22 protein-coding genes are annotated in these 17,741 nt (G+C 72.2%); 13 read left to right on the top strand and 9 right to left on the bottom strand.

Going from position 1 to position 17,741, the window contains the following annotated elements:
- Positions 1-50: 50 nt before the first annotated feature.
- From CCN44_RS03945 to CCN44_RS44295, 3 genes are all read right to left on the bottom strand, one after another.
- Entirely contained in the window at positions 51-455 is a 405-nt protein-coding gene (locus tag CCN44_RS03945) for a nuclear transport factor 2 family protein (protein WP_086696859.1), read from the bottom strand.
- Positions 456-817: 362 nt separating this feature from the next.
- Positions 818-1,291 carry a hypothetical protein gene (locus CCN44_RS44300; protein WP_158103069.1) on the bottom strand — a complete coding sequence of 158 codons (474 nt, stop codon included), beginning with the start codon at positions 1,289-1,291 and terminating at the stop codon, positions 818-820.
- A gap of 96 nt (positions 1,292-1,387) precedes the next feature.
- Positions 1,388-1,594 carry a hypothetical protein gene (locus CCN44_RS44295; protein ID WP_158103068.1) on the bottom strand — a complete coding sequence of 69 codons (207 nt, stop codon included), beginning with the start codon at positions 1,592-1,594 and terminating at the stop codon, positions 1,388-1,390.
- A gap of 321 nt (positions 1,595-1,915) precedes the next feature.
- Here CCN44_RS44295 and CCN44_RS03930 point away from each other — a divergent pair, with 321 nt between their 5' ends.
- Together CCN44_RS03930 and CCN44_RS03925 are read left to right on the top strand one after the other, a co-directional pair.
- A complete protein-coding gene (locus CCN44_RS03930) occupies positions 1,916-2,830 on the top strand; it encodes a HipA family kinase (RefSeq protein WP_059253845.1) in 915 nt (304 codons plus the stop codon).
- 11 nt (positions 2,831-2,841) lie between these two features.
- Complete coding sequence (locus tag CCN44_RS03925; RefSeq protein WP_059255327.1) at positions 2,842-3,111, top strand: Rdx family protein; 270 nt, start codon at positions 2,842-2,844, stop codon at positions 3,109-3,111.
- 21 nt (positions 3,112-3,132) lie between these two features.
- Here the strand turns inward: CCN44_RS03925 and aceB are convergent, their stop codons facing one another.
- Together aceB and CCN44_RS03915 are read right to left on the bottom strand one after the other, a co-directional pair.
- Positions 3,133-4,758 (bottom strand): malate synthase A, encoded by a 1,626-nt coding sequence (aceB, locus tag CCN44_RS03920; RefSeq protein ID WP_086696857.1) that lies wholly within the window; start codon positions 4,756-4,758, stop codon positions 3,133-3,135.
- 184 nt (positions 4,759-4,942) lie between these two features.
- The gene (locus CCN44_RS03915; protein ID WP_086696856.1) at positions 4,943-5,566 is read right to left on the bottom strand and encodes a nucleotidyltransferase family protein; all 624 of its coding nucleotides are present in this window, start codon (positions 5,564-5,566) and stop codon (positions 4,943-4,945) included.
- A 144-nt stretch (positions 5,567-5,710) separates the two neighbouring features.
- Here CCN44_RS03915 and CCN44_RS03910 point away from each other — a divergent pair, with 144 nt between their 5' ends.
- Positions 5,711-6,025 carry a DUF5955 family protein gene (locus CCN44_RS03910; RefSeq protein WP_079081219.1) on the top strand — a complete coding sequence of 105 codons (315 nt, stop codon included), beginning with the start codon at positions 5,711-5,713 and terminating at the stop codon, positions 6,023-6,025.
- A gap of 154 nt (positions 6,026-6,179) precedes the next feature.
- Here the strand turns inward: CCN44_RS03910 and CCN44_RS03905 are convergent, their stop codons facing one another.
- Genes CCN44_RS03905 through CCN44_RS03895 form a run of 3 tightly spaced genes read right to left on the bottom strand, consistent with a single transcriptional unit; the run spans position 6,180 to position 8,167 of the window.
- Positions 6,180-6,620, bottom strand: a complete 441-nt coding sequence (locus CCN44_RS03905) for a DUF6234 family protein (RefSeq protein ID WP_086696855.1) — start codon at positions 6,618-6,620, stop codon at positions 6,180-6,182.
- 60 nt (positions 6,621-6,680) lie between these two features.
- Positions 6,681-7,373: a DUF6304 family protein gene (locus tag CCN44_RS03900; protein ID WP_086696854.1), complete on the bottom strand. Its 693-nt coding sequence runs from the start codon at positions 7,371-7,373 to the stop codon at positions 6,681-6,683.
- Positions 7,370-8,167: an IclR family transcriptional regulator gene (locus CCN44_RS03895; protein WP_059253857.1), complete on the bottom strand. Its 798-nt coding sequence runs from the start codon at positions 8,165-8,167 to the stop codon at positions 7,370-7,372. The genes CCN44_RS03900 and CCN44_RS03895 overlap by 4 nt, the downstream gene beginning before the upstream one ends.
- A 273-nt stretch (positions 8,168-8,440) precedes the next feature.
- Between CCN44_RS03895 and allB the strand changes: the two genes are divergently transcribed.
- The 9 genes from allB (at position 8,441) to CCN44_RS03850 (ending at position 16,271) form a co-directional block, all read left to right on the top strand.
- The gene (allB, locus tag CCN44_RS03890) at positions 8,441-9,778 is read left to right on the top strand and encodes an allantoinase AllB (RefSeq protein WP_086696853.1); all 1,338 of its coding nucleotides are present in this window, start codon (positions 8,441-8,443) and stop codon (positions 9,776-9,778) included.
- A 40-nt stretch (positions 9,779-9,818) separates the two neighbouring features.
- Positions 9,819-10,934, top strand: a complete 1,116-nt coding sequence (alc, locus tag CCN44_RS03885) for an allantoicase (RefSeq protein ID WP_086696852.1) — start codon at positions 9,819-9,821, stop codon at positions 10,932-10,934.
- Between the two features lie 123 nt (positions 10,935-11,057).
- A complete protein-coding gene (locus CCN44_RS03880) occupies positions 11,058-11,873 on the top strand; it encodes an AIM24 family protein (RefSeq protein ID WP_079081220.1) in 816 nt (271 codons plus the stop codon).
- A gap of 74 nt (positions 11,874-11,947) precedes the next feature.
- On the top strand, positions 11,948-12,595 hold the full coding sequence (locus CCN44_RS03875; protein ID WP_086696851.1) for a dihydrofolate reductase family protein: 648 nt from the start codon (positions 11,948-11,950) through the stop codon (positions 12,593-12,595).
- Between the two features lie 133 nt (positions 12,596-12,728).
- Positions 12,729-13,028 carry a hypothetical protein gene (locus tag CCN44_RS03870; RefSeq protein ID WP_059253862.1) on the top strand — a complete coding sequence of 100 codons (300 nt, stop codon included), beginning with the start codon at positions 12,729-12,731 and terminating at the stop codon, positions 13,026-13,028.
- Between the two features lie 153 nt (positions 13,029-13,181).
- On the top strand, positions 13,182-14,087 hold the full coding sequence (locus CCN44_RS03865) for a LysR family transcriptional regulator (RefSeq protein ID WP_237481820.1): 906 nt from the start codon (positions 13,182-13,184) through the stop codon (positions 14,085-14,087).
- Positions 14,088-14,209: 122 nt separating this feature from the next.
- A complete protein-coding gene (locus CCN44_RS03860; RefSeq protein ID WP_059253864.1) occupies positions 14,210-14,716 on the top strand; it encodes a DUF6624 domain-containing protein in 507 nt (168 codons plus the stop codon).
- A gap of 165 nt (positions 14,717-14,881) precedes the next feature.
- Positions 14,882-15,790: a DMT family transporter gene (locus tag CCN44_RS03855; protein ID WP_086696850.1), complete on the top strand. Its 909-nt coding sequence runs from the start codon at positions 14,882-14,884 to the stop codon at positions 15,788-15,790.
- 85 nt (positions 15,791-15,875) lie between these two features.
- The gene (locus tag CCN44_RS03850) at positions 15,876-16,271 is read left to right on the top strand and encodes a guanyl-specific ribonuclease (protein WP_086696849.1); all 396 of its coding nucleotides are present in this window, start codon (positions 15,876-15,878) and stop codon (positions 16,269-16,271) included.
- Between the two features lie 24 nt (positions 16,272-16,295).
- On the opposite strand, the gene CCN44_RS03845 is transcribed toward CCN44_RS03850, so the two are convergent.
- Positions 16,296-16,499, bottom strand: a complete 204-nt coding sequence (locus tag CCN44_RS03845; protein WP_059253869.1) for a hypothetical protein — start codon at positions 16,497-16,499, stop codon at positions 16,296-16,298.
- Positions 16,500-16,723: 224 nt separating this feature from the next.
- Between CCN44_RS03845 and CCN44_RS03840 the strand changes: the two genes are divergently transcribed.
- Positions 16,724-17,741: sensor histidine kinase (locus CCN44_RS03840; RefSeq protein WP_086696848.1), on the top strand; the 1,018-nt coding region annotated here is incomplete at its 3' end.

The raw sequence follows: 17,741 nt of genomic DNA, 5'->3' as shown, positions 1-17,741 counted from the left end.
GGCGACCAGGGCGAGCGCGGCCGCCGCCAGCCTCGCGGAGGCGGTTGTCCTCATCGCTCCCCGTCGCTCCAGACGGTGGTCATCACCACGCCGGTGATACGCCAGCCGACGGCCGCACGGGCCAGGTCGAAGCGGTAGTCGCCGCCGAGCGTCCACCGGGAGCCGTCGCTCTTAAGGTGGGTGGCCTGGAAGGTGGCGGTGCACACGGCGCCGTCGCCGTCGACCGCGACCAGGTGGCTGCCGAGGAGGTGCTGGGTGGCGTCGTAGGCCCCGAGGCCGGCCCGCCAGCCCTTGATGATCTGCGCGGGGGTGAGGGTGACGGGCTCGCCGCCGTTGAGGCTCGTGTAGTCGAGCGTCACCTTGTCGGCGAACACGTCGGTCAGCGCGTCCCAGCCACGCCGGTCCGCGTACCAGGCCATGCGGTTGCAGGTGTCGATGACGTCCAGTCGGTCCATGAAGGTGATCCTTGGCCTTGGAGGGTGTCTTGCCGATGATGCCGGGCCGTCGCCGGACCGCGTTGCCGTCGCGTCTGCGATTTCTTGCCGCCGCGTCTCAACTCCCTTTTCAAAAGGCCCTTCTCGGGGCGCGGCCGTGTCAGCGGTCCGTCCGGGCGCCTGGCACGGAGGCCGCGACGTGGGTCCGGCGCCGGCCGCGTCCGTCGTACGTCAGACGCCGCAGCACGACTTCGGCCGGTCCAGGCCGGTCGAGGTCGTCGAGGCGGAGGGCGGCGAGCACCGAGGCGGGCCAGACGCTGGGGCGGCGCCGGCCGGGGCGGCGTGCGCGGCCGTCGGGACGAGTGGCTTCCGCCCGCTGGGGGCTACCGCTGCCGGTACGTCACCGACTGGGTGGCCGACAAGATGCGCTGGAGCCTGAGCATCGACACCGGAGAGTAGGCACGCTCGCGGAGACACTCAACGCCTGCCCGAACGTTCCCCTCAACCGTCACACCGGCCCGCTGGCCCGCCGCGGCCATTGGCGCGCTCCGGGCGGAGCTGGTCCGGGGCGGCGTGAGGATGACCCGGCCGTCGGTCCGTGGGCAGGTGCAGCAGAGGAAGACGCCGGCCGCGCCAGCCGACGCGCAAGGCATTCGCTCCTCCGTCTCGCCGACGTCGGCGCGCCGGGACTCGACGGCCAGCCAGTGCACTTCACGGTGCCGGACGATGGCCTCCAGCAGCTCGGCGACGGCGCGCGTCACCTCCTGGCGGTGCGCGTGTTCCCGGGTTCGCCGATCACCGAACCGCTGGATATATCCCGCCAGGGCGGCACTGGCAAGGATGCCGAGCACGGTCACGATGGGGGACCACATCGGTCAGGACTCTTTCGGGGTCCGGCGAGTATCCGCGACGGCTCGTCTTGGCCGTCATGATGGTTCGGCCCTTCCGATGGCTCACACCGTGCTCGGTGTAGCGGATCGTGCCGATCTTGATGCCGACGCCCGCGTCTCCAGTTGGTGGGCGGTGTACGGGTGCTCTGGTCCTAGGGCGGCGGCCTGGCGTTCGATGGCGCTGCGGTCCTGCACGGCGTACTTCTTGTACCGGCCGCCCTTCCCGGCCGGTGTCGGCCAGGCGGGATGCCGCGCCCAGATCTTGGTCAAGGTGCGGGCTCACCCCATACGTTCGGCGATCTCGGGAGTGATGTCGGAGTCCTGGAGGAGGCGGAGGGGTCCATAGCCGCACTGGCGCGATGGCTCGGGCATTCCCAGCCGTCACGCTTGGTTACTATGCTCACTTCATGCCAGGGCCGGAAGCAAGGGACGTACGGCCATCGATGGACTGCTGGGGAGAGAGGGGACACGAGCGTGCCAGTCGGAACTCCCCAGATTCTCTCCCGGGCTGATGATGGACGTCGGCCCGGACCACAGCGCCTTGGAGATGGCCTTGCAGCGCAAGGCCAGTGAGCGGGAGATCCTTCGAAAATGCTGAGAGAAGTCGCGGCAACCCGCTACATCGAGCCCCTGCACTCCGGCGGCTCCGTCCCCGGCGTCGTGGAGGCCGACGACCTGGGCACGTACGTCGTGAAGTTCACCGGCTCGGCGCAGGGGCACAAGGCGCTTGTCGCGGAGATCATCGTCGGGGAACTCGCCCGCGCGCTCGGCCTGCGCTTCCCGGAGCTGGTCCTCGTCCACTTCGACCCGGCCGTCGCCGACGCCGAACCGCACCAGGAGGTGCGCGACCTGCACAGCGCCAGCGCGGGCGTCAACCTGGGCATGGACTATCTGCCGGGCGCCCGGGACTTCACCCCGGAGATCGCCAGGACCTTCCCGGTGGATCCGCTGGAGGCCGGGCGGATCGTCTGGCTGGACGCGCTGACCGTCAACGTCGACCGTACGGTGCACAGCTCCAACCTGATGGTCTGGCCCACGCTCGGCACCGTGCCGCCACGGCTGTGGCTCATCGACCACGGCGCCGCCCTCGTCTTCCACCACCGCTGGGACACCACGGCCCCGGGGCGGACGTACGACTTCCGGCACCACGCCCTGGGCCACTACGGCCCGGATGTGCGCGCAGCCGACGCGGAACTCGCGCCCCGGGTGACGGAGGAGCTGCTGCGCGGGATCGTCGCCGAGGTGCCGGACGCCTGGCTGGCCGAGGACGCCGGGTTCGCCACGCCCGACGACGTCCGGGACGCCTACGTCGGCTACCTCCTGGACCGGCTCCGGCTCTCGGCCGAGTGGCTGCCCACCGATTTCCCGAGCCGCGACCAGCTCGCGGCCGAGGAGGCCGCCCGCGCGGCGAAGACGCAGGCGGGCCGCCCGGACTGGCTGAAGCGGGTCCCCGACCTGCACGGCAAGCCGGCGGCGGAACAGGACTGGTCGGTGCACCTGGGATGAAGGACGACCCGATGACCCATCGCGTGCAGATCGAGTACTGCACCCGGTGCCGCTGGCTGCCCCGCGCGGCCTGGCTGGCGCAGGAGCTGCTCACCACCTTCGAGACCGAGCTGGCCGAGCTGTCGCTCAAGCCCGGCACCGGCGGCGTCTTCGTCGTCCGGGTGGACGACGAGGTCGTCTGGGACCGCCGCGAGCAGGGCTTCCCCGAGCCGACGGCGGTGAAGCGGCTCGTACGCGACCGAGTGGCCCCGGGCAAGTCCCTGGGCCACTCGGACGGATGAGGCAGGCGGGCGGGCAGCGCGTCAGCCGCGCAGCTGCTGGTACGCCGGCAGGGTGAGGAAGTCGGCGTAGTCCTCGTCCAGGGCCACCTTCAGCAGCAGGTCGTGCGCCTCCTGCCAGTGCCCGGCCGCGAACGCCTCCTCGCCGATCTCCTTGCGGATGGCGTCCAGTTCCTCGGCGGCGACCTTGCGGGCCAGCTCCGGCGTGGCCTTGTCGCCGTTCTCGAACTCGACGCCGGCGTTGATCCACTGCCAGATCTGCGAGCGGGAGATCTCGGCGGTGGCCGCGTCCTCCATCAGATTGAAGATGGCGACCGCGCCGAGGCCGCGCAGCCAGGCCTCGATGTAACGGATGCCGACCTGGACGGCGTTGACGAGCCCGGCGTACGTCGGCTTCGCGTCGAGCGAGTCGATCGCGATCAGGTCGGCCGCCTCGACGTGGACGTCCTCGCGCAGCCGGTCCTTCTGGTTCGGCTTGTCGCCGAGGACCCGGTCGAAGGACTCCATGGCGATCGGCACCAGGTCGGGGTGGGCGACCCAGGAGCCGTCGAAACCGTCGTTCGCCTCACGGTCCTTGTCGGCGCGGACCTTCTCGAAGGCCACCTTGTTGACCTCGGGGTCCTTGCGGGAGGGGATGAACGCGGCCATGCCGCCGATGGCGTGGGCGCCGCGCTTGTGACAGGTGCGGACCAGGAGTTCGGTGTACGCCCGCATGAACGGCGCCGTCATGGTGACCGCGTTGCGGTCCGGCAGCACGAACCTGGCGCCGCCGTCACGGAAGTTCTTGACGATGGAGAACAGGTAGTCCCAGCGGCCGGCATTCAACCCGGAGGCGTGGTCGCGCAGTTCGTAGAGGATCTCCTCCATCTCGTACGCGGCCGTGATGGTCTCGATCAGGACGGTGGCGCGGATGGTGCCCTGCGGGATGCCGACGTAGTCCTGCGCGAAGACGAACACCTCGTTCCACAGGCGGGCTTCGAGGTGCGACTCGGTCTTCGGCAGGTAGAAGTAGGGGCCCTTGCCGAGGTCGAGCAGCCGCTGCGCGTTGTGGAAGAAGTACAGGCCGAAGTCGACGAAGGCACCCGGCACCGGGCGGCCGTCGGCGTCCACGAGGTGCCGCTCGTCCAGGTGCCAGCCGCGCGGGCGCATGACGACGGTCGCCAGCTCCTCGTTCGGCCGCAGGGCGTACGACTTGCCGGTGCGCTCGTCCGTGAAGTCGATGTTCCGGGTGTAGGCGTCGCTCAGGTTGAGCTGGCCGAGGACCACGTTCTCCCAGGTGGGCGCGGAGGCGTCCTCGAAGTCGGCGAGCCAGACGCGCGCGCCCGAGTTGAGCGCGTTGATGGTCATCTTGCGGTCGGTGGGGCCGGTGATCTCGACGCGGCGGTCGTTCAGCGCGGCCGGGGCCGGGGCGACCCGCCAGGAGTCGTCCGCGCGGATCGCGGCCGTCTCGGGCAGGAAGTCGAGCGTGGAGGTGCGGGCGATCTCGGCGCGGCGCTCGGCCCGGCGGGCCAGGAGTTCGTCACGGCGCGGGGTGAACCGCCGGTGCAGCTCCGCCACGAAGGCGAGCGCCGCGTCCGTGAGGACCTCCTCCTGCCGGGGCAGGGGCTCGGCGTCGACGATGGCCAGCGGGGACGGCGCTGGTGCGGACATGAGCTGTCACTTCCTTCAGCGGTGGCACCTAGTGCCAAGTGGCACGAATGGGACAGACAGCGCCGACTGTGCGGGCAGGCGCTTCTGATCAGTGGATACTAGTTTCCTCATCGTGGAACTTCAATGGTTTGTTGATGTCGAGATTCTCTGGGTCGAGGCAAGGTGGCGCCCGGTGCCACCCCGCTCACTCAAGGTGGCTCAGGTCGGCCTCGGTGTCGATGTCGTAGGGCTCGGCGACGTCCGCGCACTCCACGAGCCGGATCTCCGCCGCGTGTGCTGCCAGGTAGGCGCGCGCCCCCCGGTCCCCGGTGGCCGTCTCCGCGATGCCCGCCCAGTGCGCGGCGCCGAACAGCACGGGATGCCCGCGCACCCCCGCATAGGCGGCCGAGACCAGCGATTTCTCGTCCTCGTACGCGCCGAGCACCTGGGCCGCCGCGGCCGGCCCGATGCCGGGCTGGTCGACCAGGCTCACCAGGGCGGCGCGAGCGCCGGTACCGGCGAGCGAGGCCAGTCCCGCGCGCAGCGAGGAGCCCATCCCCGCGGCCCAGTCCGGGTTGTCCACCAGCACGCAGTCGCCCAGCTCGGCGCGGTCGCGCACCTCGGCCGCCGCGGCGCCCAGCACCACGTGGATCCGTCCGCACCCGGCCGCGCGCAGCACCCCCACCGCGTGCTCGACCAGGGGCCGGCCCCGGTGCGGCAGCAGTGCCTTGGGGCGCCCGCCGAGCCGTCTGCCGCCGCCGGCGGCGAGCAGCAGCCCCGCGACCTCTCCCGGAAGGTGCCGCCCCTGAAGATCCTGGTTGTCCGTCATGGCTCCTGCATACCCGACGGCGGCGTAACCGGCCGGATTTCCGACGCCGGTTCCGTTGGGCTGAATTTCGGTCCGCGCTGTGGCGCTCCGGCACGCGGTGGCGTTTACTGACCCGCGCACGAGGGCGTGCCAGGGGGGAGGGCTGTGTTGCGGAGCTTGGGGCAGAGGCCAGTGACCGGCAGCGACGAGGACCCGAGGGTGGCGGAACTACGGACCGCGGTGTCCCGGCTGCGCCGCCAACTCGCCGTACTCCCGGCGGACTTTCCCGACCGGGCGATAGCCGAGGACGAACTCGCCGCCCTGGCCGCGATGGCCGCCGGCGGCCTGCCGGAGATCCCGCGCCTGCGCAGCTCCCTGTTACTGATCGCCGGCGCGATCGGCTCGATGAGCGCGCTGACCCGGGGGCTGTCGCAGGTGCGCGCCGCCGTCGATCTGTTCGGCGAGCCGCCCCGCGCCTAGGGCCTGCCGTTCGGGTCATGCCGGCCCGAGCGGGGCCTGGCACGCACGTCTGCCGCGTTGTCGTCCCTCGCCGACGCTCCGCGTCGACTCCCTCCTCCGCCTTGCGGCCGCACGGACCAAAGCCCCGCTCGGGCCGGCCGAGAGGCAGCGTGCCTCACGGCCGACCTGATCCGGACGACAGGCCCTGGCCCGGGCAGCCCGACGCCGACGGCAGGTCGCGGCAGCGCTGGTCCTGGTGCGACTGCACCGCGGCCCCGCCGAAGACGACGAGGCAGACCAGCACGGCCATGACGGCCTGGCAGGCGACCGTCACGACGGCCCCGGCCCGCGCCGCGAGCGCGGCGGCCACGAGGGCGAGCGCCCCGACTCCCGCGGCGGCGGCCAGATAGCCCCACAGCGAGTCGGCCGTGGCGGTCTCGGCCGGATCAAGGGTGAAACCGGACAGCCACCACAGCCCGAAGATCACCAGCAGGGCGACGGACTCCAGGAGCACCAGCCCGCACCCCGCCCCGATGTCGGCCCCCCGGTCGGCACGACGACGCGGTCCGGGGCCGGCGGTGGCGTCGAAGGCCGGCGGGGCGGTGGGCAGATCCATGCCCGCCACCTTGCCCGCGGGGCGCGCCGGGGCACATGAGTACGGGTACTCAGCTCCGCGTCAGCCGGGGTACGGGAAGGATCCCCGGTAGCCCTGATCGGGCGCGCGGCGCTCGAACTCCTCGCACAGCCAGGTCTCCTGCACGAACTCGGTGCGCGCGTCCCAGAGCCGCATGATCCCCCGCGGCCCGTGCTTGCCCTCCACCTGCCGGTAGACGCCCTTCGCGCCCCGGAAGCAGGCCAGCCCGCCCATCAGACCGTGGCCGGCCGGGTGGTAGTCCGACCAGGCGCAGGCCACGCACGCCCGCAGCCGCTCGCCCGGCGGCAGGCGGCGCTGGAGGTCGTGCAGCGCGTCCTCGAAGTCGTCGTGGCCGCCCGCCGCGGCGTGGTCACACCCGTCGAGCCGCAGCGCGAGGTCCAGCGTCGTCGCGTCCAGGCCGCGCCCGGGTCCGGCCGGGTCGCCGAGCCGCAGTGCGCAGTGCAGCGTCCCGGCCCGCACCCCCCGGCCGAGGGTCTCGACGGGCAGCGGCAACTCCCACTCCAGCAGGCAGGAGCACAGCGCCCCGTCGAAGAAGGAGAACATCTCCTGCGGCGGCTCCCCGCCGAGGGCGCCGAGGTCGTCCATGCCGTCGCCCTCGAAGGGGACGCCCCGGATCGTCGTACGGATCCGTGCCCGGCCGTCGGACGCGAAGACGACGTCCTCGCGGCCGTGCCGGTCGGTGTACCGGCCGGGCCAGTTCTGTAACCCGGTCATCCGGGGTTCTGGCTGGCCAGCGCGGCCGACAGTTCGCCGGCGATCTGCTGGAGCACCGGCACGATCTTCTCCGTGGCCGCCTCCGTGACCCGCCCCGCGGGCCCCGAGATGGAGATGGCGGCGGCCGTGGGGGAGTCGGGCACGGACACCGCGAGGCACCGCACCCCGATCTCCTGCTCGTTGTCGTCGACGGCGTAGCCCAGCCGCCGTACGTCCGCCAGCGCCGCCAGGAACCCGTCCGGCGTGGTGATGGTCTTCTCCGTGGCGGCCGGCATGCCCGTCCGGGCCAGCAGCGCCCGCACCTCGTCGTCCGGCACCCCGGCCAGCAGCGCCTTGCCCACGCCGGTGGAGTGCGGCAGGACGCGGCGGCCCACCTCGGTGAACATCCGCATCGAGTGCTTCGAGGGCACCTGTGCCACGTACACGATCTCGTCCCCGTCGAGCAGCGCCATGTTCGCCGTCTCGCCGGTCTCCTCCACCAGCCGGGCCAGATACGGCCGCGCCCAGGTGCCGAGCAGCCGGGACGCGGACTCGCCGAGCCGGATCAGCCGGGGGCCGAGCGCGTACCGCCGGTTGGCCTGCTGCCGGACATAGCCGCAGGCGACCAGGGTGCGCATCAGCCGGTGGATGGTCGGCAGCGGCAGTCCGCTGGCCGCGGACAGCTCGCTCAGACCCACCTCGCCGCCCGCGTCCGCCATCCGCTCGAGCAGGTCGAAGGCGCGCTCCAGGGACTGCACCCCGCCGGCGGCGGAGGGCTTGGCGGAGTCGGTGGTGCTGGCGCTGGACGTCGGCACGGCGCGTTCCTTTCGGGGCTGGCGGGAGGGCAGAAGCCTACCCGGCAGTCGGTTGACTCCCCGCTCGTACGTAGCTACGTTCTGCTTGCTGGAATTCTAATTCCGCTTTGTGGAAACGTCCAGAGTGGGTGCCTCGTCCCCGCTGCCCAGAAGTGTGCCTCTTGACGGCGGGGAACCGGGAGTGAAGACTCCTTCAACAGAACGTTGAAGTCCGTTACGTGGGTGTAAATCCCGTTTCTTGGACGTAAAACGGCGGTAGAGAGAGGGGTTCGGGTGTCCGACGCTGAACTGGTGCTGCGCTCGACGCGCGTGATCACTCCGGAGGGGACGCGGGCCGCCACCGTCACCGTGTCCGCAGGGAAGATCACGGCCGTGCTGCCGTACGACGCCGAGGTACCGGCCGCTGCCCGGCTGGAGGACCTCGGCGACCACGTCCTGCTGCCCGGCCTGGTCGACACCCACGTGCACGTCAACGACCCGGGCCGCACCGAGTGGGAGGGCTTCTGGACCGCCACCCGCGCCGCGGCGGCCGGCGGCATCACCACCCTGATCGACATGCCGCTCAACTCCCTGCCGCCGACCACCACGGTCGACCACTTGCGGATCAAGCAGGACGTGGCCCGCGACAAGGCGCACATCGACGTCGGCTTCTGGGGCGGCGCCCTGCCCGACAACGTCAAGGACCTGCGCCCGCTGCACGACACCGGCGTCTTCGGCTTCAAGGCCTTCCTCTCCCCGTCCGGTGTGGACGAGTTCCCGCACCTCGACCAGGACCAGCTGGCCCAGTCCCTGGCGGAGATCGCCGGGTTCGACGGGCTGCTGATCGTGCACGCCGAGGACCCGCACCACCTCGCCGCCGCCCCGCAGCACGGCGGCCCCCGGTACGCCGACTTCCTCGCCTCCCGCCCGCGCGACGCCGAGGACACCGCCATCGCGAACCTCATCGCGCAGGCCCGGCGTCTGAACGCGCGCGTGCACGTGCTGCACCTGTCCTCCAGCGACGCCCTGCCGCTGATCCGCGCCGCCCGCGCCGAGGGCGTCCGCATCACCGTGGAGACCTGCCCGCACTACCTCACCCTGACCGCCGAGGAAGTCCCCGACGGCGCCAGCGAGTTCAAGTGCTGCCCGCCCATCCGCGAGGCCGCCAACCAGGACCTGCTCTGGGAGGCCCTCGCCGACGGCACCATCGACTGCGTGGTCACCGACCACTCGCCCTCCACCGCCGACCTGAAGACGGACGACTTCGCCACCGCGTGGGGCGGCATCTCCGGCCTCCAGCTCAGCCTGTCGGCCGTGTGGACCGAGGCCCGCAGGCGCGGCCACGGCCTGGAGGACGTCGTCCGCTGGATGTCCGAGCGGACTGCCGCCCTGGTCGGCCTCGACCGGAAGGGCGCCATCGAGGCGGGCCGCGACGCCGACTTCGCCGTCCTCGCCCCCGACGAGACCTTCACCGTCGACCCGGCCGGGCTCCAGCACCGCAACCGGGTCACCGCGTACGCCGGCAAGACCCTGTACGGGGTCGTGAAGTCGACCTGGCTGCGCGGCGAACGCATCGTGGCCGACGGCGCGTTCACCGAGCCGAAGGGACGCCTCCTCACCAGGACCACCTGACCCCCACCCCACCGAGCTTCGAAAGGCAGACCTGATCACTGTGACGGCGATACCCAGCTTCACCGGCGACGCGAACCCCTACGGAGGCGGCGACCCGTACGCGGACTACCGCACCGCCGACTTCCCCTTCACCCAGTACGCCAACCTCGCCGACCGGCAGCTCGGCGCCGGTGTCATCGCCGCCAACGACGAATTCTTCGCCCAGCGGGAGAACCTGCTGGTGCCCGAGCGGGCCGAGTTCGACCCCGAGCACTTCGGCCACAAGGGCAAGATCATGGACGGCTGGGAGACGCGCCGCCGGCGCGGTGTCTCCGCCCGGCACCCATGGCCGACCGCAGAGGACCACGACTGGGCGCTGGTCCGGCTCGGCGCGCCCGGGGTGATCCGCGGGATCGTCGTCGACACCGCCCACTTCCGCGGCAACTACCCGCAGGCGGTGTCGGTCGAAGGCACCTCGGTGCCCGGCTCGCCCTCGCCCGAGGAACTGCTCGGCGACGACGTGAAGTGGACCACCCTCGTCCCGCGCACCCCCGTCGGCGGACACGCGGCGAACGGTTTCGCCGTCTCGGCCGAGCAGCGCTTCACCCACCTGCGGATCAACCAGCACCCCGACGGCGGCATCGCCCGCCTGCGCGTGTACGGCGAGGTCGTCCCGGACCCGCAGTGGCTGGCGGTCCTCGGCACCTTCGACGTGGTCGCCCTGGAGAACGGCGGCCAGGTCGAGGACGCCTCCAACCTCTTCTACTCCCCGGCCACCAACACCATCCAGCCGGGCCGCTCCCGCAAGATGGACGACGGCTGGGAGACCCGTCGCCGCCGCGACCAGGGCAACGACTGGATCCGCTACCGGCTCGCCGCCCAGTCCCAGATCCGCGCCCTGGAGATCGACACGGCCTACCTGAAGGGCAACAGCGCCGGCTGGGCGTCGGTCTCCGTCAAGGACGGCGAGGACGGCGAGTGGACCGAGATCCTGCCGCGCACCCGCCTCCAGCCCGACACCAACCACCGCTTCGTCCTGCCCGAGCCGGCGGTCGGCACGCACGCGCGGATCGACATCTTCCCCGACGGCGGCATCTCCCGCCTGCGCCTGTTCGGCTCCCTGACCGAGCAGGGCGCGAGCGGTCTCGCCGCCCGCCACCAGGAGCTGGGCGGCTGATCCCCGCCCACGCGCGCGTGGGGCGTCCCGGCCGGACAGCACCGGGCGCCCCACGCGTCACCCGCACGGGCGGGCGTTCCCGCCCACCGGAACTCTTCCCTCCTCCCGACGCGTTCTCCCCTCGTGACCCTTAAGCAAGAGATCGTCGGCAACGCCATGCAGATGGCGGTCGTCAACCTGCACCCCGGCCAGACCGTGTACTGCGAGGCCGGAAAGTTCCTGTTCAAGACCACGAACGTGACCATGGAGACGCGGCTGTCCGGCCCGTCCGGCAGCGGCGGGCAGCAGCAGAGCGGCTCGGGCGGCGGCATGGGCGGCCTGCTCCGCCAGGCCATGGGCACGGCCATGCAGGTCGGCCAGCGCATGCTCGCGGGCGAATCGCTGGCCTTCCAGTACTTCACCGCCCAGAGCGGCGAGGGCACGGTCGGCTTCGCGGGCGTCCTCCCGGGCGAGATGCGCGCCCTGGAGCTGGACGGCACGCGCGCGTGGTTCGCCGAGAAGGACGCCTTCGTGGCCGCCGAGTCCACCGTCGACTTCGGCATCGCCTTCGCCGGCGGCCGGACCGGCATGAGCGGCGGCGAGGGCTTCATCCTGGAGAAGTTCACCGGGCACGGCACGGTGATCATCGCCGGCGCGGGCAACTTCATCGACCTGAACCCGGCCGACTTCGGCGGCCGTATCGAGGTCGACACCGGCTGTGTGGTCGCTTTCGAGGAGGGCATCGAGTACGGCGTCCAGCGCGTCGGCGGCCTCAACCGGCAGGGCCTCATGAACGCCGTCTTCGGCGGCGAGGGCCTGTCCCTGGCCACCCTGGAGGGCAACGGCCGGGTGATCCTGCAGTCCCTCACCATCGAGAGCCTCGCCAACGCCCTGAAGAAGGCCCAGGGCGGCGACAAGCAGGGGCCGACGGGCGGACTCTTCTCCACCCACGCCGGCTGAACCGATGAGTCGCGGGCGGGCGCGGGGTCTGCCCTGATGACAGCAGACCCCGCACCCGGAAGAAGGCACCCGCCATGGGCAGGCTCGTCTCCACGATCTTCATCACCCTCGACGGGGTGTACCAGGCACCCGGCGGTCCCCAGGAGGACACCCGCGGCGGTTTCGCCCAGGGCGGCTGGAGCTTCCCGTACGGCGACGACGACTTCGGCCGGTTCATCACCGAGGTCTTCGCCGGCGCGGGCGGCTTCCTGCTCGGCCGCCGCACGTACGAGATCTTCGCCTCCTACTGGCCGAAGGTGACCGACCCCGCCGACCCCGTCGCCGGCCCGCTCAACGCGCTCCCGAAGTACGTCGTCTCCACCACCCTCCGGGCGCCCGGGTGGTCCGGTACCACCGTCGTCTCCGGCGACCTCGCCCAGGAGGTCACGGCCCTCAAGGAGCGCACCGACGGCGAACTCCAGGTGCACGGCAGCGGCGCCCTGCTCCGCTCGCTGCTGGACCTGCGGCTCGTCGACACCCTGCACGTGCTGACGTTCCCGGTCGTCCTCGGCGACGGCCGCCGCCTGTTCACGGACGGCGCCGTCCCCACCCGCTTCAGCCACCGCTCCGGCCGCGTCACCGGCTCGGGCGTCTGCCTCCACACGTACGACGTGGCGGGCAGCCCCGAGTACGGCTCCTACGACCTGCCCGAAGGCCCCCAGGACGTGACCGGCCTCCGCTAGGATCCTGCTCGTTCCACCGAGAACCGCACAGCACTGGCGACGTGTCCGATGGGGGACAGTGCTCCGGTCTCGACCCGAAACGAGCAAGACGAGTCTCTGATCGTCGCGGAGTCTCAGCGGACCATCGCCAGCGGTGGTCGAGCTGAGGCTGCCCGCCGACTGGTCGACCGCCCTCGTGGAAGGGGATCGACCGGTGAGGCCGACATTTCCTGTTCAGCTGCTTCTCGTGCTCTTGTCTTTCGTGTCGTCGCTGCTGGCCGCGGTGGTGGCGGGCGTGCTCTCGCACGAGGCAGGGACCCGGGCGGCCGGTGCGGTGCTGTACGGCGGCGGTGCCTTCATGGGCTGGATGACGTTGTGCGTCACCGTGCTGACCGCCCTCGGCCTGCTCGGGGTGCCCGCAGGGGGCGGGCGGCGGAACGATCCCGGCGAGTGAGAGCTGCCCGGCGCTCAGCGCGGGGATGGCACAGATCCTGGCGAGCGTCGCCGGTGACCATGGTGAGTTCTCCCCGCGGTGACCTCCGTGGGCCAACACCCGGCGCCATGCCCTGCTGGTTATCCTGCCCGAGATCGATATCGCCATGGCGTTATGTACTTCGGGGGCACGATGGAGCTGAACGCGCTCAGGCAGTTCCTGGTGGTGGCCCGGCTGGAGCACCTCAGCCGGGCAGCCGACGAACTGCGCGTCGCGCAGCCGTCGCTGAGCCGCACCATCGCCCGGCTGGAGAGCGAGCTGGGCGCACCGCTGTTCGACCGCAGCGGCCGGCTCCGGCTGAATGACGCGGGCCGGGTCTTCCGTGCCCATGTCGAACGCGCCCTGGGCGAGTTGCAGGCCGGCCGGCGCGCCGTCGCGGAGGCCACCAGCCAGGGCCTGGGCACCGTACGCCTGGCGTCGGAGACCTTCCTCACCCTCACCGGCCCCCTGGCGGCCTACAAGCGCGACCATCCCTCCGTCGAGCTGGAGCTGCACTGGTCGCCGGCCGACGACATGGCCCGGCGTCTGCGGGCCCGGGAGGTCGACCTGTGTGTCGCCTCGCAGCCGGTCCACGGCGAGGGCCTGGAGGCGGTGCGGTTGTTCGACGATCCGGTGGGCGTGGCCGCGCCGCTCGGCCATCCGCTCGCGGGCCGTACGTCCGTGGGCATCCACGAACTCGCCGACCAGCCCTTCGTCACCGCCCGGGAGGGGCACTGGCTGCGCCGGCTGCTCGACCGGCTCTTCGCCGCCCGGGGCCTCACACCGAAGATCGTCTGCGAGAGCGACGAACACAGCGCCATCGCGGACCTGATCGGCGCGGGCCTCGGCATCGGTCTCGTCCCGTCCTTCGCCCGCCGCCTGGGCGAGCGCGCCCCCGTCGCCTGGATCCCCGTCGACAGCCCCGACTGCCGCCGCACGGTCACCCTCTGCTGGGGCGCCGGCAGCCGTCTCTCGACCGCCGCCCGGCTGATGCGCTCCACCATCACCGGCTGGGACTGGGGCACCGGCGAACCGGCATAGATCCATTATCGCTGTTCACGGAGGCCCCTGTCACCGTTCTCCGGAATGATCTCGAAGCCCGTGCGCGCCCCTAGGGTGGTGGACGACGAACCCAACGTATCGAGTCCACCGAGGAGTTGACCGTGGTGCACGATGGTGCCGCGCTGGCGGAGGAACTCAAGGCCATGGCCGCGAGCGATCACCGGTGCGCAGCCCACGCGAACAGCGACGACCCCGCCGAGCAACTGGCGTGGCGCCGGCTGACCGCCCGGCACGGTGACCGGCTCGGCGAGATCATGGACGCGTACGGATGGCCGACGGCGGATCTGGTCGGCGAGGAGGCCGCCCGCGCGGCCTGGCTGATCGCCCAGCACGCCGACCGGCAGCTCGACGTCCAGCGCCGCGCGCTCCAGCTGATGGAGCAGGCCGTCGCGGCAGGCTCGGCAGGCCCGCGTGAGCTGGCCTTTCTCCGGGACCGCACGCTGGTCAACGAGGGCCGCAAGCAGATCTACGGCACGCAGATCGCCGGCGTGAAGGACGGGGCGCCGGTTCCGTGGCCCTGCGAGGAGCCCGAGCGCGTGGACGAACTGCGCGCGGAGGCCGGCATCGAGCCCTTCGACGCGTACGTCGCCAGGTTCTCCGTGACCTGACGTTCTCGCGTCCGCCTTCGCATCCGCGGGGCCGGCCGGCTCCCGTGGCCGCGGCCCCGGGTGAAACCCCTGGTCGAAGATCGTCGTCGCCGGTACGGTGAGCGCGCCCCGTGCGAGCCGCCGACGTCTGCGCACCCCCCTTCGGTCAGACCGGGAGAGCCGCACATGTCCTCGCTCGCCGTACCCGCCGCGCTCGCGCCCCGCCGGGCCTGGCACACCGACCTGCCCGTCCTGCTCGTCGCGGTCTGCTGGGGCGCCAGCTACCTCGCGGCGAAGGAGATCACCACCGCCCGGACGGTGCTCGCCGTCCTGGTGCTGCGGTTCGCGCTCGCACTGCCCGTCCTGGCCCTCGCCGGCCGCCGGGCCCTGCGCGAGCTGACCGGCGTCCAGTGGCGCGGCGCGGCCCTGCTCGGGCTCGTCCTCGCCGGGATCTTCCTGCTGGAGACGTACGGGGTGGTGCACACCTCGGCCACCAACGCCGGTCTGATCATCAGCCTCACCATGATCCTCACCCCGCTCGCCGAGGCGGCCGTCACCCGCACCCGGCCCATGCCGTCCTTCCTCGGCGCGGCGGCCCTGGCGGTGCTGGGCGTGGTCCTGCTCACCCAGGGCGCCGGCTTCGCCCGGCCCTCCCTCGGCGATCTGCTGATGCTGCTCGCCGCGCTCGCCCGCACCGTGCACGTCCTCGCCATGTCCCGGATCAAGGCCGTACAGGGCGCCGGGGCGCTGCCGCTGACGACGGTGCAACTGGGTACCGCCGTCGCCGTGTTCGTCGTGCTGTCGGCGGCCGGCGGCGGCCCGGCGCCCTGGACGGTCGCGGCGGGCCTGGGCGCGCGGCAGTGGGCGGGGCTGCTGTTCCTGGCGGTCCTGTGCACGGTGTTCGCCTTCTTCGTGCAGATGTGGGCCGTGCGCCGCAGCTCGCCCTCGCGGGTCAGCCTGCTGCTCGGCACCGAACCGCTGTGGGCCGCGGGGGCCGGTGTCGCGCTGGGCGGCGACCGGCTCGGCGCGCTCGGCCTCGCGGGCGGCGCGCTGGTTCTGGCGGGGACGGCGTGGGGACGCCGGGCGGCAGGTTAACTTCCCGAAAACTCATCGGACGTGAGGGGAAAATCTTCAACCTTGACGTTGACATGCCAATGTCTACGCGCGTCATCATGAGGGCATGAGATTCCCCCCACGCACCCCACGCATCGGCGTCGCAGCCGCACTCCTGTCCGCCCTCCTCGTGGGCGGCACCGTCACCGCCACCACGGCGGACGCCGCGACCGCGTCGGTCGGCAGCATCTGTTACGGCGACCTGCCGTCGCAGGCCCACGACACCCTGCGTCTGATCGCCCAGGGCGGCCCGTACCCGTACACGCAGGACGGCAGCGTCTTCCAGAACCGGGAGGGCGTCCTGCCCGGCCAGCCGACGGGCTACTACCACGAGTACACGGTCAAGACCCCCGGCTCCTCCACCCGCGGCGCCCGCCGCATCGTCACGGGCGAGGAGTACCGGGAGGACTACTACACCGCCGACCACTACGCCACGTTCGACCTGGTCGACTACGGCTGCTGACGCACGGCCGCCGGGAGCCGCGGCTCAGTCGGGCTTGCGGCTCTCGGCGGCGGCGAACAGGGCCAGCGCCAGAACGATCAACGCGATGCTCGCGTAGATCTCGTAACCGTCGAGGACGCTCCACCGCTGGGTGATGCCCCAGCGCAGCTTGCCCGTGAGTTCGTACGCCAGCCCGCCCGTGCCCTGCACCAGGGCGAGAAACCCGATGATCTCCAGCAATCGCTTCATGCCCCGACTCTCGCCCCGCGGCCTCCCCCCACACATCGGCCGCGGGGCGAGCGCGTGGCGCCGAAAGGCCGCGCCCGCGCCGAAGAGCGGTGGCGGAAGTCCACGGTGGTACGAGCCGAAAGTCCACGCGGGGCGGATCTTGAGTTCACGACAGTGCGACTTCGGTCGGTGATCCCGGACGCGGGGCGGCGGCGGTGCGCCGTCCGTGCGTAGATTTGCCGACCGTGAGCACAGACGAGCGGGCGCGGGCACCGCAGGAGACAGCGGGCCGCCGGTGGCTGTTCCCCTCCGCCCTGATCCACGAACTGGACCCGGACGCCGGGGCCTCCGGCCGGCGGCCCCGGCGCACCGCGCGTGACTGGGGGGTCGACTTCTCCCTCTTCCTGCTGGCCGTGCTCATCGGTCTGCTGAGCGCGGACACCCTGCGGCACGAGGACCTCCCGCACGGCTACGCCGCCCTCGACCAGGTGCTGGGCGCGCTCGCCTGCGGCGCGGTGTGGCTGCGGCGCCGCCGGCCGGTCGGGCTCGCCGTGGCGATGGTGCCGGTCGCCTTCCTGTCGAACACCGCAGGCGGCGCGGGCGTGGTCGCCCTGTTCACGCTCGCCGTGCACCGGCCCTTCCGGTACGTCGCCTGGACGGCCGGGGCGTCCATGGCGCTGCTCCCGGTGTTCTTCTGGCTGCGCCCCGACCCCGACGTGCCCTACGGCTGGGCGGTCGCCGCGGGCGTACTGCTCACCGCCGCGATGGTCGGCTGGGGCATGTTCGTACGCTCCAAGCGCCAGCTCGTCCTGAGCCTGCGCGACCGCGCCCGGCACGCCGAGGCCGAGGCGCGGCTGCGGGCCGAGCAGGCGCAGCGGCTGGCCCGCGAGGCCATCGCCCGCGAGATGCACGACGTGCTCGCCCACCGGCTCACCCTGCTCAGCGTGCACGCGGGCGCCCTGGAGTTCCGGCCGGACGCGCCCCGCGAGGAGGTCGCGCGGGCCGCCGGGGTGATCCGGGAGAGCGCCCACGAGGCCCTGCAGGACCTGCGGGAGATCATCGGTGTGCTGCGGGCCGGCGAGACCGAGGAGCCGTCCGGCGGGCGTCCCCAGCCGACCCTGGCCGCGGTGGACGGCCTCGTCGCCGAGTGCCGCGAGGCCGGCATGAAGGTCACCCTCGACCACCGGGTGGCCGACCCGGGCGCCGTGCCCGCCTCCGTCGGCCGCACCGCCTACCGCATCGTCCAGGAGGCCCTGACCAACG

This window comes from Streptomyces tricolor (assembly GCF_002155905.1).
GTDB lineage: Bacteria > Actinomycetota > Actinomycetes > Streptomycetales > Streptomycetaceae > Streptomyces > Streptomyces tricolor.
This window is presented reverse-complemented; position numbering and strand designations above follow the sequence as displayed.

What these genes read in the sequence shown, in the direction of transcription:
- CCN44_RS03845 (WP_059253869.1), bottom strand. Translation starts at nt 16,499, where the DNA reads ATGAAGCGATTGCTGGAGATCATCGGGTTTCTCGCCCTGGTGCAGGGC.
- CCN44_RS03875 (WP_086696851.1), top strand. Translation starts at nt 11,948, where the DNA reads ATGGGCAGGCTCGTCTCCACGATCTTCATCACCCTCGACGGGGTGTAC.
- CCN44_RS03915 (WP_086696856.1), bottom strand. Translation starts at nt 5,566, where the DNA reads ATGACGGACAACCAGGATCTTCAGGGGCGGCACCTTCCGGGAGAGGTC.
- CCN44_RS03900 (WP_086696854.1), bottom strand. Translation starts at nt 7,373, where the DNA reads ATGACCGGGTTACAGAACTGGCCCGGCCGGTACACCGACCGGCACGGC.
- CCN44_RS03945 (WP_086696859.1), bottom strand. Translation starts at nt 455, where the DNA reads ATGGACCGACTGGACGTCATCGACACCTGCAACCGCATGGCCTGGTAC.
- CCN44_RS03850 (WP_086696849.1), top strand. Translation starts at nt 15,876, where the DNA reads ATGAGATTCCCCCCACGCACCCCACGCATCGGCGTCGCAGCCGCACTC.
- CCN44_RS03925 (WP_059255327.1), top strand. Translation starts at nt 2,842, where the DNA reads ATGACCCATCGCGTGCAGATCGAGTACTGCACCCGGTGCCGCTGGCTG.
- CCN44_RS03905 (WP_086696855.1), bottom strand. Translation starts at nt 6,620, where the DNA reads ATGGATCTGCCCACCGCCCCGCCGGCCTTCGACGCCACCGCCGGCCCC.
- CCN44_RS03865 (WP_237481820.1), top strand. Translation starts at nt 13,182, where the DNA reads ATGTACTTCGGGGGCACGATGGAGCTGAACGCGCTCAGGCAGTTCCTG.
- CCN44_RS03855 (WP_086696850.1), top strand. Translation starts at nt 14,882, where the DNA reads ATGTCCTCGCTCGCCGTACCCGCCGCGCTCGCGCCCCGCCGGGCCTGG.
- aceB (WP_086696857.1), bottom strand. Translation starts at nt 4,758, where the DNA reads ATGTCCGCACCAGCGCCGTCCCCGCTGGCCATCGTCGACGCCGAGCCC.
- CCN44_RS03930 (WP_059253845.1), top strand. Translation starts at nt 1,916, where the DNA reads ATGCTGAGAGAAGTCGCGGCAACCCGCTACATCGAGCCCCTGCACTCC.